At 59.4% G+C, this 13,292-nt stretch carries 11 protein-coding genes; 7 read left to right on the plus strand and 4 right to left on the minus strand.

Annotated elements, in window-relative coordinates; translation table 11 throughout:
• Nucleotides 1-1,362 carry a cytochrome P450 gene (locus EDD52_RS09915; RefSeq protein WP_132244401.1) on the plus strand — a complete coding sequence of 454 codons (1,362 nt, stop codon included), beginning with the start codon at nt 1-3 and terminating at the stop codon, nt 1,360-1,362.
• Between the two features lie 13 nt (nt 1,363-1,375).
• Here EDD52_RS09915 and EDD52_RS09920 read toward each other — a convergent pair whose 3' ends face one another.
• Both EDD52_RS09920 and EDD52_RS09925 read right to left on the minus strand, forming a co-directional pair.
• On the minus strand, nt 1,376-2,929 hold the full coding sequence (locus EDD52_RS09920) for a tetratricopeptide repeat-containing protein (RefSeq protein WP_132244403.1): 1,554 nt from the start codon (nt 2,927-2,929) through the stop codon (nt 1,376-1,378).
• A 29-nt stretch (nt 2,930-2,958) separates the two neighbouring features.
• The gene (locus EDD52_RS09925) at nt 2,959-4,101 is read right to left on the minus strand and encodes a patatin-like phospholipase family protein (RefSeq protein WP_132244405.1); all 1,143 of its coding nucleotides are present in this window, start codon (nt 4,099-4,101) and stop codon (nt 2,959-2,961) included.
• Nucleotides 4,102-4,463: 362 nt separating this feature from the next.
• Here EDD52_RS09925 and EDD52_RS09930 point away from each other — a divergent pair, with 362 nt between their 5' ends.
• A complete protein-coding gene (locus tag EDD52_RS09930; protein ID WP_132244407.1) occupies nt 4,464-5,030 on the plus strand; it encodes a hypothetical protein in 567 nt (188 codons plus the stop codon).
• Nucleotides 5,031-5,057: 27 nt separating this feature from the next.
• Here EDD52_RS09930 and EDD52_RS09935 read toward each other — a convergent pair whose 3' ends face one another.
• Both EDD52_RS09935 and EDD52_RS09940 read right to left on the minus strand, forming a co-directional pair.
• Nucleotides 5,058-5,516 carry a DUF4231 domain-containing protein gene (locus EDD52_RS09935; RefSeq protein WP_132244409.1) on the minus strand — a complete coding sequence of 153 codons (459 nt, stop codon included), beginning with the start codon at nt 5,514-5,516 and terminating at the stop codon, nt 5,058-5,060.
• A gap of 132 nt (nt 5,517-5,648) precedes the next feature.
• The gene (locus EDD52_RS09940; RefSeq protein ID WP_132244411.1) at nt 5,649-6,941 is read right to left on the minus strand and encodes an OmpP1/FadL family transporter; all 1,293 of its coding nucleotides are present in this window, start codon (nt 6,939-6,941) and stop codon (nt 5,649-5,651) included.
• A gap of 529 nt (nt 6,942-7,470) precedes the next feature.
• On the opposite strand from EDD52_RS09940, the gene EDD52_RS09945 reads away from it, so the two are divergent.
• From EDD52_RS09945 to EDD52_RS09960, 5 genes are read left to right on the plus strand one after another with little or no spacing between them, the layout of a single operon-like run.
• Nucleotides 7,471-8,664 carry a type 2 periplasmic-binding domain-containing protein gene (locus EDD52_RS09945; protein WP_132244413.1) on the plus strand — a complete coding sequence of 398 codons (1,194 nt, stop codon included), beginning with the start codon at nt 7,471-7,473 and terminating at the stop codon, nt 8,662-8,664.
• A 16-nt stretch (nt 8,665-8,680) separates the two neighbouring features.
• A complete protein-coding gene (locus EDD52_RS09950) occupies nt 8,681-9,634 on the plus strand; it encodes a type I pantothenate kinase (protein ID WP_132244415.1) in 954 nt (317 codons plus the stop codon).
• Between the two features lies 1 nt (nt 9,635).
• Nucleotides 9,636-10,328, plus strand: a complete 693-nt coding sequence (locus EDD52_RS23660; RefSeq protein ID WP_165907500.1) for a class I SAM-dependent methyltransferase — start codon at nt 9,636-9,638, stop codon at nt 10,326-10,328.
• 4 nt (nt 10,329-10,332) lie between these two features.
• Nucleotides 10,333-12,183: an SLC13 family permease gene (locus EDD52_RS09955; RefSeq protein ID WP_165907501.1), complete on the plus strand. Its 1,851-nt coding sequence runs from the start codon at nt 10,333-10,335 to the stop codon at nt 12,181-12,183.
• A complete protein-coding gene (locus EDD52_RS09960) occupies nt 12,183-13,247 on the plus strand; it encodes an ABC transporter substrate-binding protein (protein WP_132244419.1) in 1,065 nt (354 codons plus the stop codon). The genes EDD52_RS09955 and EDD52_RS09960 overlap by 1 nt, the downstream gene beginning before the upstream one ends.
• The last annotated feature ends 45 nt before the right edge of the window (nt 13,248-13,292 follow it).

Raw genomic sequence — 13,292 nt, forward strand, 5'->3', positions numbered from 1 at the left:
ATGATCTCAGCGCTTCGCAATATTGGCGAAACGGTTTTCAACGGCGCCGCTATTTGGGGCGAAGGGCTCCGGTCGCTCGGCCAGCTTGGGATGATCGGCGCCAAGGCGGCACGTGCCGATGGCGGATTGCGCAAAAATATCGGGCCAGAGCTGAAATCCGTTTCGGGACAGCGAAAGGTCTTTGAGGTTCTTCGCGCCTTTTCGCCGAACCTGTCGCTCAAACGCCAGTTGGTGAAGAGCTATGACAATACCGGCACCGTGATCGTCACTCGCAACAATGATTGTATCGAGGTGCTGGACAGGAACGAGGATTTCGAGGTCGTCTATGGCAGCCGGATGCGCAAGCTGACGGACGGCGACAACTTCTTTCTGGGGATGCAGCCGGGCTGGGACTATACCCGCGATACATCCGCGATGCGGCTTGCTGCCCGTCAGACCGACGTGGCAGAGATTGTCCTGCCGCGCGCAAAACTTCTGGCAGGCGATATCGTCGAGCGGAGCCACGGCAAGATCGACCTGCCCGCGCAGCTGTCCTTGCAGGTGCCGTGGGACATGACGAAAACATATTTCGGCGTCGGCGGGCCAGATGCCGCCACGATGAAGGAATGGACCTCCACCTTGTTCTGGTACCTGTTCGAAGACCTTCCTGCCGATCCTGCTCTGGATCAAAAGGCGATGAGTTATGCGGCGGCGCTTCGTGACTATCTCGACACTGCCATTGCCGACCGCAAGGCCAACCCGACCGAGGATGCCGACATCCTGAACCGCTGCCTTGCCCTGCAGGCGGCGGACACTCCGGGGATGAGCGATATTGGCATTCGCAACAATCTGTTGGGCCTGCTGATCGGGGCGATCCCCACGATTTCCAAAGCGTGCTGTTATGCGATGGACGAGCTGCTGAACCGTCCCGATGAGCTTATACTGGCGCAAAGCGCGGCGCGTGCGGGTGACGACGCCACATTCGAAAATTACATCTGGGAAGCGCTGCGTTTTTATCCGCACAACCCGGTCATCTACCGCCGCGCGACCCGCGATACCGTCATCGCGCGGTCCACCTTTCGTCAGGCCCGCGTGAAAAAAGGCCAGATGGTTTTTGCAGCGACACTATCGGCCATGTTCGACCGCCGCGCTGTCGAGGCGCCGCACGAATTCCGCGTCAATCGCCCGTTCGAGACCTACATAATCTGGGGCTACGGCATGCATACCTGCTTTGGTGCCGCCATCAACAAGGCGGTGATCCCGGCGATACTGAAACCACTTCTGGCGCAGAGGAACCTTCGTCGCGCGCCCGGCCCTGCCGGTCAGATCGACACCGGCCCCACGCCGCATCCGCAGCATTTCCATCTGGAATTCGACGCTTAGTGCGGCGTCAGCTTCAGTCGTAGTCGATCCGGTAGGTCACTTCCAAGGACCGCACCTGCCTGTCTGTAGCAATATCGGGCCGAAAGCTGATCAAACCGTTTTCCTGCAAGGTGGCCACGGGCCGTACCGAGACAGACTCGAAGGACTGGCCCGCGGGCGAGCCCTTTGCGCCATCCTCGAACAGCTCCATGATCGCGAGTAGCTTGGCCTTCTGTTGCTGATAGCTGGCTTTCGCAAAATCGCTGATCTGGCGTTCGATCTTGCGTTCTATCCGTTCGGCATCGCCGCTGCGGCCCATTCCCAGATAAGCCTCGGCCAGCGTCAGGTAAATCCATTCCCGGTCGCCGCGACTGGCAAGACCTTCCTCGTCACTGACAAGGTCTTCACAGATGCGGGCAACCTGCGCGCGGATCATGTTGGCATGGCCGTAGCTGACGGTCGCGTCAAAGCCCGGTTCAAGCCGGGTCGCGCGCAGGCTGTACATGAAGGCCACATTGATGCCGTTGTAATAGTCCTGCTTGATGTAGAAGCCACGCTCGTAGAAACGGATGGCGCGATCGAGAAACTCCATGTCGTCGGTCAGCTCGAAAAGGCGCTTGTTGATAGCCCCGGCCAGACCCAGCGTTTCAGGATCGTTGGTGATGCCGGGCGCGCAGTGCGTCTCCAGGATCTCTTCTGCCTGATACAGCGCCGCAATCGCCCTGTCCGGGTCAGCCGTGCCGGAACTGCCCGTCCTCTCACCGGCTTTGTAGGTGGCAAGCGCCAGCTTTTGCACGATGTAGACGTCCGGCTTGCCCCCGGATGCGCCTTCCGTCTGAGATTGCACCAGCCTGTCAAGCAGGCCAATCGCATCTTCAAATCTTTTCTCCGCCATAGCACTTTCAGCTGATCGCAGAAGGTCCGCCAGCGTGGCCCCGTCTGCGGCAGGGGGCTGATCGCGATCCTCGGGCGGGATGTAGGCGGGCGGCTCCAGATAGGATTCCGGCGCGTATTCGGGCGGCTTCATGCCTTTGAGGTTCCGGTAGATCGGGCTGTCGGATTCCGGTGGCAACTCTGGCGAGGACTTTCGGCGCGACATTTCCACCCCGATGATCTTGTCCAGAAGCTCTGACAGGTAGCTTACGAACCGCTCTTGTTCGGGCGCGCCTATCTCTTCTCCGCCATGTTCATATTGGTGGATCACGAAAGAGCTGAGGTCGAACGGAATACGTTCAAGCAGCAAGGATTCAGCAATCAGGACCGTAGTGTTTGGGCGCTGTGCATGCCGCACGCCAAGTTCGTAGAATACGTTGGCGTTCAGCGTCGAAAGATCGGCAATGACAAGGTCCGCCTCGAAGATCCAGCGATACATGATCGAGTCGATCTGCCCCGTGAGGTTCGCATCAATCGCCCGAAAGCAATTCACATCAACCCTGTCGCAGGCGGGCTGCACAAGCTGCCGAAAGGTCTGGTCAAGGTTCAATACCCGGCCCGTCACGTAGTCCGTCTTCTTGCCAAAGCCGGTCACGACAAAGCAGGTCAGTTGGCGCGCAGCCTCTGTCGACGGTTCTGTCACGGCATCCTGCATGCGCTCCCCCTTTCCTGCTCACCCGGCGTTCAGGTAATGTCGAACGTCTTGTCGAAGTGATCTTCCTTGATCAGCACGCAGGCCGCTTTGCCAATTTCGGTCAGATCGTTCATGTTTTCCGGCTTATCCATCTGCGAGATCGAGGCGAGCTGCTCGTTTGAATAATCGACGCCGAGGTTCGTTTTCATCCAGTCGCTGTCGAATTCGACATTGTACCGCAGGTAGCTCAGAAGCGGCGTGCCCCCGAGGACGTCAGAACTCAGATCGCCAACCTCGCTGTCGATGGACCGTGCCGTTGGGCTTTCCGACATCCACTGCAAGAGCTGTTCGTTCAGCGCGGCGCTGTCATCCATCAGCGAAGAAAGCCCCCGCACGCCCAATTCCGCCGCCGACATCTTCATCACCTTTTCCTGCTCCAGCGCAGGCGTCTGCGTGCCGGTGCCAAGCGAGACAACCTGTATCTTGTCACTGCCAACCGGCCAGTTCAGCCCGTGATTTTTGAGCGACGCCAACATGAACAGCTGAAGCGACGGGTTGTTGAAGGGGCTCACGCCACCATCCACGAACGCGCCCTTCATGTCCGACGTGACGTCGATCAGTTCCGGCTCGAAATAAGTTGGCGCGGCAGAGCTTGCGCGCACCACCTGCCGCAACAGGTAGTCCTTGTTGGGGGTCGAGGTACTGCCGGGGATCTGGTTGAAATAGATGCCTTTGGGGTTGTTGTGGATGATCCACGGGCTGCCTGTATCCAACCGCTTGACCACGATTCCCAGCCCGGTTTTCACCTCTGGCCCGCCCAGACAAATATCGCCGTATTCGCGCTCCAGCCCTTCCCGGACCGCCTTTGCGGAAAATTTGGGCCGCAACAGTCCCATGCGGAAGAAAGAGGATTGAAAGATGTCATTGCCGAATTCGAGGTAGAGCTTGTTGATCCGGCTGACCGGCCAGCCGAGCGACAGGGCAGAGGCGATAATGGCCCCGGTCGATGTCCCACCGATCAGGTCGAAATAGTCAGACAGGACAAGATCGTCGTCCCCCATGCGCTTGCGCAACAGCTCTTCGATCCGCGCGAGCATCTGCAAGGTCAGAATTCCGCGGATGCCGCCCCCGTCGAGTGCGAGTATGCGCTTGGGCCCCGGGCCGAACAGGTGATCGTTCAGGTCTTTTGACATTGGCTAGCCTTTCCTTGCATCGCGATCTCTGGTCGCCGACAAATCTTCGCATCATGGGAAAATCGTTCCGTTCTGAGATGACCGGGAACAGAACCGCGACTTTGATTGCTGGTGGGCCAAAGCCGGTACGGGCCACTTGGAAAACACAACTGCTTTCATTCTGATTTCGAGGGCTGCGGAACCGCATGCCCATTGGAGACGTTTCCTCCTGCAAAAGTCAACAGTCACGCGGGTTTGAGAGCAAAAAACACCGGCCAGCCGGTGTTGAAACCTTGCCGTCCCGGGCCCATGCTGGCCAAGGGACGGACATGCTGTCGGCCCGCGGCACAGCGGCCGTGGATATATGCGAGATAGGAGCGGACATGCCCAAAGTGGTTCTTTTCAGCGGCCACATGATCGACGCGCCAGACAGGGCCGTGCCGCGCTTTCCTGCATCCAAGGAGGCGGCAGCGCGCAGCGCGATCAGCGCCACGCTCTTTGACTGGCAGATCGGCCAAGGCGACATCTGCATCTGCGGCGGGGCACGCGGGGGCGACATCCTGTTTGCCGAGGAGTGCCTGAAGCTGGGCGCCGATCTGCGGCTATACCTGCCGTTGGAGCAAGAGGCCTTCCTTGATGCCTCCGTGAGGTTGCCAGTGTCCTGCCATGCCGACTGGGAGGCCCGTTTCAAACGCCTGCTGGATCAGGCAGAGGTGTCCTGGCCCGCACCTGCGCAATCTGACGAAAACCCTTTTGCCCTCAACAACCGACGCATGATCCATGCCGCCAGGGCCGAAGCCAGAAACGGGCCGCTCGACCTCTTGCTACTTTGGAATGGTGAAGGCGGCGACGGCGAGGGCGGCACGGCCGATCTTGCCCGGCAGGTCCGCGACATTGCGCAACATGTGGAGATTATCGATCCGGCGGAATTGCACCCCGACATCACCTAACGCGTGCGCGTCCACCTTGGATGGGTGCTACTGCACCTCTTTGCGTTGCTTTTGATCCGATTGCGTGGCTTTGCGGATCGACTGCGTCCAGCCCGAGGTTTCGTTGCGCAGCATCGTCTCGACCCGCGTCACCAAAAGCTCGAACGGCTTTTCCCCATCATAGGGCGCCGCCTTTGCAAGGAACAGAAACTTTTCCTGCTTGAGGGACTCCGCGATGGCGCGGTATTCCCCCCAGTTTTCCTGAAACCGGTAAAGCCCGATAATCCCGGCCAGCACCGCCACGATCAACCCAAGCCCGCCAAGCACCATCGCGACATAGGCGTGTTTGTCTGTGTAGCCTGCCAGCAGCGGGATCATGGCAGCCGCGATGATCTCTATCAGACGAAGCTTTTTATATGCCTGCTGGTTTGACACGCTTTTGCGGTCATACCATTCGATCTGATCGTTCAACCGCTGTTCCAGATATTCTTCTTCGGAACTGGTCATGAGGGCGCCTCCGTTGCACCGGAATTCAAGTGACCCTAGCCCGGGCCTTGCGGCATGGCATGCAAATTCCGACGTGATCCGGTGTGTTCAGGCCATTCGGCCGGGTGAAATGGCCTGAGACGGGTTTAGACGTCAGAAGCTGTGAATATACTGAACCATCAGGATATCTGCGTCGATCTTAATGTCACCATTCAGCGACCCGCGGCCGGGGTTGGTGGCCTCTGTCAGGCGGATAGGCGCGTCGTCAAAGAAAGTATGAGCGTATCCGAATTTCACCGTTTGCGACGGCGAGAACGCGTGCGACAGGCCAAGCCCGACATAGTAGCGATCCGCGTTGGGCGCGCGCGGGTTGCGCACTTCGGTCGGCGTTGGTGTCTCGTCATAGGCAATGCCCCCGAAGATCTTGGTCTTGGGCGTCAATTGGTAGCCCGCCCCGATGGAAACATACCATGCATCGTCCCAACCGTTCTTGACCGTCAGAGTGCCAAGGTTCGACGTCTCGATCACCGTGTCTTCAAAGGCGCTCCATCCTGTCAGGGTCGCCGATCCGAAGACCTCCCACCGATCATTCAGCTGACCATGGGCGCCAAGCTGGAACATCCAGGGTGTCGCGATTTCGTAATCGGCCGATCCCTTGGCAGAGGTAAGCAATGCAAGGGTCGCTGCCGGTCCTTTGACTTCTACATCCCCGTCGAATTTGTGATTGATGGCCGAGCGGTAGGACACGCCGAACCGCCATTGATCATTTGCCTGATATTCCAGCCCGACGGTCGCGCCATAGGCCAGCTTGCTTCCTTCGAAAGTTGCGTGCCCGTCGGTCGCAATATCGGGGTTAGAGGTATCCGCCGGAATGTTCGTCGCGAATGTCGAAGTGTAATACTGGATGTTCAACCCGGCACCGACGCTCAGTTGGTCGTTGACCTGATAGGACAGCATCGGGCTTAGGTTATAGGCCGTCAATTCCGTCGTCGACGCGGTATAGCGAGAGGCGGCCGTGTCGGTGTAGTCGGACTCGGTGGCCCATGGCGCGTTGAACGCAAGCGCGAAATGAAGCCGGTCCGTTACCTGATGGGACAGATACCAGAAGCCGGAAAACGTGTCGTCAAGGAACTGCGAAGGCTCCGAAGGCGACCCGTCCGTTACCGGCGTGCCATCCGATGTGGTGGCCGACAGCCCCTCGAACGTGTTGGTCGGCAGGATCAACGTGGCCCCGACAGAGGCGTTCCAGCCGGGAAAGCGGCTCAGCGATGCGGGGTTCGAAAAGATGGCCGAAACATCGTCGATCGCGGTTCCGTTTGCCGCATAGGCCGTTCCCAGCCCCATCGCGCTTTGGTGGAGGTTTTGATACCCGTTCGCCATCGCCGTGACCGGAAAGAGCAGCGCCGTCGCGAGGGTCAATTTTGGAAACTGTGCTGACACGTTCATGCCGATTTTCCTTTGCTGTTCGCCAAGGCCATTGCGGTAAAGGGCCCCGATGAAAATGTGCGAAAGCCTCCAACAGGCTTTGCATGGAAGGGAACTTCAAAAACCGACGCGCCGGAACCACCTGTTCTGGACTTGCTGGGCACCATCGCCCGCTTTGCGCATAAACCCGTAAACCTTTGCAACCCTAGACTGTATGCGGCCAAATTCGGTAATGCTGGTTGGCACGGCCAACCTTGATTTTTTTCGATGTGTTTTTTTGGTCACACAGATACAATAGCGTGTGGCGAGCAAAGGCGATCACGCCATAAGCGCATGTCAAACCTGCGGAAATCCGGGGGCACCACAGGTGAGCGAGATTGCAAATAGACGCGACTTCACTTGACGCAGCACAACTATTGCGAAAACATATCCTACATCTCTGACGACAACGCCTTCGCACGGCACGTCTTTTTCCAAGGGCAGGTCCTGGGACAGGACATGTGCCCAAGACATAGATAAGATGAAACCGAACCCCAGGAACCGCAGAGTATTGGCCAGGAGTATCCGCCCCGATACTGTGTCGGGCCTGCCGCGCATGTTATGCGCTTTGGCTGTTGCCTGTCTTGGTGCGCTGCCTGCCACCGCGCAGACCTGCGATATCGCTCCGGTCGCACGGCCCGCGGGTTTTCCCGACCAGCCAATCAACATCTTCATCCCGCGCAGCACCGCCTCTGGTTCGTTTCCGCTGAGCGACGAGATCGCGAAGGCCATTCGCAATCTCAAGGATGAAAACGGCAACGACCTGAATATCGAGGTCAACCTTCTGTTCAAGTTCGGCGGCAATCTGGAAATCGCGCTTGAGTATTTTTCCGAATTGCCGCCAAACGGTTACAACGTTGTGCAGCTGAACGACACCTATGCCAGCCTGCTTGCCAAGTCGCGCGATCAGGAGGTGTTTCTTACGCCGCTGAACATTGCGCAGATCACCTTCAGCCAACTTTACATCCGCACGGATGACACCCGATTTTCCGACCTCGACAGTTTCGTGGCGCATGCCGCCGCGTCTGATACCGACCCACTTCAAATCGCGATTTTCGGGGGTGATGACACCGGTCGCGGACTGGAGGATTTCCTGCTCGACAAGTTCGAAGAGACGTTCCTGATCCCGATTGACAGGTCTTCCGACGACCCCGAGGTCCCGCCAGCTGTGGACACAGCAGATGCAACAGCGCCCGCATTCGCGCCGCAAGCCTATGAAAGCGGATCGGAACGCTATTTTTCGCTCTTCAACGACACGGACAGCCAGGACGGGCATGCCGATGCGCTGATAGAACAGCCAGGTGACATTGCGCGGTTGATCGAGGGCAAGTTTCTGAAGCCCATTTTCACCCTCTTGCCCGAACACGACGTGACCGAGGCGCTGACCTCGCGCTTGGGGCCGACCACGTCTTTCCAGACGCCCGACAGGGGCCAGTGTCACACCTATTACCGGTTTCGCGGGTTTTTCGTGCAGCAGGGGCTGCCCGATGACCGTCGCCAGTTTCTTGAATGGGTCTTCCAGCAGGCGTTCAATTCTGAAAGCTTTCAGCAGTTCAACCAGACCCACTATATGGATGTCCTTTATTCCGATACGGATATCATCCAAAGCTACTGTTCCAACAAACAGGCAGAAGCGTTCTTTTACGACAGTATCAGCCATTTCAAAGAGTGTTTCGACGCGGCGAGCCCTGACATGATCCAGTGAAAGGAGGGCGCCCGGTTTGAAAGACAGGACCGTCGACAGGCTGTTTCTACCAGCCTCCAAGGGCGACGCAGAGGCGCGTCAAAAAATCGCCATGCGGTTGGCGGAGGACCCGCTGGAACGCGCGCTCTTCGGACCCGAAGCCAGCACTGACAGGCTGGACGAGCGGCTTGAGCTGTTTCGGGATCTGATGCCGGAATATACGCGGGTGATGGCGGGTTTCGGTATCGCAGACCCAAGTGCGGCGTTCCTGTTCGATATCGTGGTGCCCTTTACACAATACCTTGGCAAGCGCGCGGCGGCGGCGGAGGGGACGTTCCTTGTTGGCATCGGCGGCGGGCCGGGGGTTGGCAAGACCACGCAATCGAAAATTCTGGCCGCCTGTCTGCCGATGTTGGCCCGCAAGAAGCAGCGCTGCCTCAGCCTGTCGCTGGATGACTTCTACCTGCCCAAGGCCGAACGCCTGCGCCGGGGGCACAAATGGCGCACCCTGCCCGGCTCTCACGACACTGACAGGCTTTGCGCCTTTGTTGCTGCGCTGGACACACACGAGGAACCGATGACGGTGCCCCGCTACGATCTGGGCCGCGACCAGCCAATGGCGGACGAAACGCTGGACCGAACCCCCGACATCTGCATCTTTGACGGTGCCATGGTCGGCGCGACATGTCCGGGCTACGACACGCTCGCGCGGCGCTTCGATTTCCTGATCTACCTTGACGCACCGATCGAGCAGCTTCAGCAATGGCGGTTCGGGCGCGAACGCAGGATCAGGCGCGAAACGAACGGCCATGCCGGCTTTTCAGAAGAGGAGATGAACGCCTTTTGGGAGGAAGCCTTGCAGCCCAGCATCACGCAATGGGTGATGCCCAATGCGGATGTCGCCGACCTTGTCTTGCAGATCGGCCCAGACCGGAACCTTCTGGGCGCACATCGCCCGCACGCAACACCCGTACCGGCAGAGGTGGGCTAAGATGAACCAACACGACGACACCGCTCACCGCGCCCGCATCGACAGCTTGCTGCTTAAGGGCAAGAACGTTTACCAGCCGCTCTATAACTACCCTTTCGAGACATCGATCCCACCGCTGCGCCCTTGCGAGGATCGCTGCCGCGCGGTCGAGGCAGCGATGGAGGGCAATATCCGCGGACGAAAGCTCTGGGATGCGGGCTGTTCGCTTGGCTACAACACGCTTTATTTCGTTGACCGGGGCATCTCCGCGCGCGGCACCGATATCGATCCGCGAAATGTCAGCATCTGCGAAGAGATCAAGCGCCACACGCCCGGTGAAGCCAGCTTTGCCCGGGAAGAGCTGTCGGCAGAAATTGTCGAAGCCATTGCACCCGGCACCTACGACTACGCCTTCTTCTTCAGTCTTCTCCATCACATCGTGCAGAGCCGGGGGCTGGAGCATGTGCAGGGCATGATGAAGGCGCTGACCGAACGCATCCCGGTGCTGTTTGTCGAACTGGCCCTGAAATCGGAAACGCCGCCGCCCGGCTATAGCTGGGATGCACATCTGCCGGAAGATGAGCTGGCAATTTTCGACAGCTGCGAGCCGCTCGATATCCGCCTGGTCGGCCATTTCGCGACCCATGTCGGGCCTGTCGAACGGCCGCTCTATCGTGTCTCCCGCAAGGCCGGCCCTGGCAGCAAAGCGCCCTGACCCGATGCAGACAAGCCGCCTTCCCACCGACCGTTTGCTGACCGATCCGATCCTCGGGCAATTGTCGGCGATCCAGTTGTCGAAACTCCTGCCGCATATCGAGGCGCGCGTGATCGATGCCGGGAGCCATCTCTACCAGATGGGCGACCCTGCTAGGACTGTCTACGTGATCCAGCGCGGCACCGTCCGGATGGAATGCGCGCGCGGCCGCCGCACAACGCGGAATGAAGGTTATGCAGGCGAGGAATCTCTTCTGGGCATCGACAGTCACACCGATGCCGCCATCGCCGTGGATCAGACCGATGTCCTTGCCATCCCGGCAAGCGCGCTTGCCGACATCACCGAACTCAGCCGCAGCCTTCGCGAGCACTTCTTCAAATCCTACGTCACCCGCTACGACGATCCCGGTGATGCAGCACCCCCGTTGATCCCGAAAGCGCTGCCTGTCGATGCAACGCTCTTTGCCATTCTGGGCTGGCTGCTTGCCATCGCCCTGCCCGTCCTGGCCTTCCTCATTGGCCCCGTATTGGGGCTGAGCGAGGCCGCAACGGATTTCCTTGCCATCATCGCTGTCACCGTCTGCATGTGGCTCTTTGGACTGGTGCCGGAATATGTCCCGCCACTTTTCGCCGCGCTTGCGGTGATCCTGCTGGACGTGGCCCCGCCGGAACAGGCGCTGTCAGGTTTCCGGTCAGAGAGCTTTTTCATCTGCCTCAGCATCTTCGGCATTGGCGCGATGATGGTGGCCTCTGGCGTGACCTACCGGTTCTCCCTCTGGGTCATGTCACGCGTCCCCGCAACGCTGGCCGGGTACAGCATCAGCCTGTTCGGGCTGGGAACCTTGCTGTCGCCGATCATCCCTTCGGTGGTGGGTCGCGTGACCATCATCTCTCCGTTCCTGGTGGAACTGGTAGAGCTGTCCAAAGCGGGCCCGAAAGACGTCTTTGCCAACCGGCTGATCTTCAGCCTCACGGCGGGCGCGTCGATCTTCGTACCGCTCTTCCTGACGGCCTCTGTCCCGAACCTCGTGGTCTACGGACTGCTTGACCCGCAAACCCAATTCGCCTTCGACTGGCTGTCCTGGATCAACGCCTCGCTGGTCTTCGGCCTGCTGGTTCTGGTGTCCTTCTTCGTGGTCTCTGCCTTGCTCTTTCGCGGGGCGCGCGAATTCTCCATCCCGCGCCAGACCATTCTGGAACAGCGGCGCATTCTTGGCCCGATCACCCGGATGGAATGGGTGGCCATCCTTGCCGTCACGGCGATGACGCTTGGCATCCTGACCGAGGCCGTGCACGGGATCGACGTTCCATGGGTCGCGCTTGCCGTTCTGGTCACACTCATGCTGTTCGGCTCCTTCCAAAGAGAAGCCTTGCGCAACCAGATCGACTGGCCCGTACTGATCTATATCGGGGCCATCGTCGGCTGGGTTCCGATCGCCGCCAGCACGGGACTGGACGACACGATCGTCGCTCATCTGGGCTGGCTCGCACATTACATGACCACGGATTTTCCGCTGTTCATCCTCATGCTCTCCGGCCTGATCCTCGTCGTGCGGCTTGCACTGCCCACCGGTGTCACGGTGGTGCTCTTTACCACCGCTCTTTTCCCGCTGGCAGCCGCGCATGGCTGTTCGCTCTGGTTGATCGGCTTCATCATCCTTGCGGTCGCGGACACGTTTATCTTTCCTTACCAAAGCTCGTATTTCCTGAAGCTGCGCAATGACCTGGCCGCGCGGGGCATGGGGGAGGTCTGCGACGATGGCCGGATCATCAGCGCCAACATCGTCATGCTCGTGCTGCGGATCGGCGCGATCTACGGCTCGCTGATCTACTGGCAGTATCTGGACCTGATGTAATGACCAGAAACACCCTGCGCATCGCCCTCATGCTGGTCTTCATGGCGCTTTTCCTTGCGCTGATCTACGTTGAAAAGACCCGTGCGAAGCATGTCCTCATCATCCATAGCTACAACACCGACTATTCCTGGGTGGAGGCGATCAACGAAGGCATCGAACGTGTGCTGGAGGATCAGCGCGGCGTCTTTACGCGCTATCACTACCTCGATCTCAAGAACCATGGCGGCGAGGACTTCCGCCGCACAGCCACCCAGCTTGCGATCCGCGTGGTCGAGGAAACGCAGCCAGATGTGTTGGTCCTGTTCGACGATGCGGCACAGGTCCTGGTCGGCCAGCGCTTCTACGAAGGCGATGGCGAAGGGACGCCCGGCATCAAGGTGGTTTATGGTGGGGTCAACGGCGACCCAGCCAGCTATTATGGCGACAGTAACAGTGTCAGCGGCATTCTCGAACGCAAACCGATGGCAGTCATTCGTGACATCGCGCTGACCATCCTGCATGAACAGGTTGCCCAGGGCGAGGCGCCTATCACCGACCCCAAGATCGTTTTCATCGGTGACACGTCGGATTCAATCACTGCCGATCTGCCGCATTATTCCAGCATCGACTGGGCCCCTTTCGAATGGCTGGAGCCGGTGCAGGTCGGCACGTTCGACGATTGGAAAGAGGCGGTGCAACGCGGCGGTGAAGAGGCCGATGTCATCCTTGTCACCAACTATCAGCAGATCCGTGAGACACCCGGCGGGCCCTTCATCCGGCCGGCCAGTCAGGCGATGAAATGGGCGGATGCCAATGCGACCGTGCCCATCGTCGGCATGGGCTGGACCAACAGCGAAGACGGCGCCATGCTCAGCGTGTCCGTCTCTCCCTACGAACAGGGCGAGGTCGCGATCCGCGAGGCGCTTGCAGTTCTGGAAGGGGCAGAGCCGATGGGGGCCATCACCTCGAAGCAATTCCTCGTCCATATCTGCCACCCCGCGCTGGCCCGGCGCGGCGTCACCGTCCCGTTCATCCACGAGGCTTTTGCCCGCGCGACCGGCAACTACTACACGGAAGGTTGCTGAGCGTGGCCGTGCCATCTGACACCAAGCCCCGCGTCACAAGGCACG

It is taken from the genome of Primorskyibacter sedentarius (assembly GCF_004342065.1).
GTDB lineage: Bacteria > Pseudomonadota > Alphaproteobacteria > Rhodobacterales > Rhodobacteraceae > Primorskyibacter > Primorskyibacter sedentarius.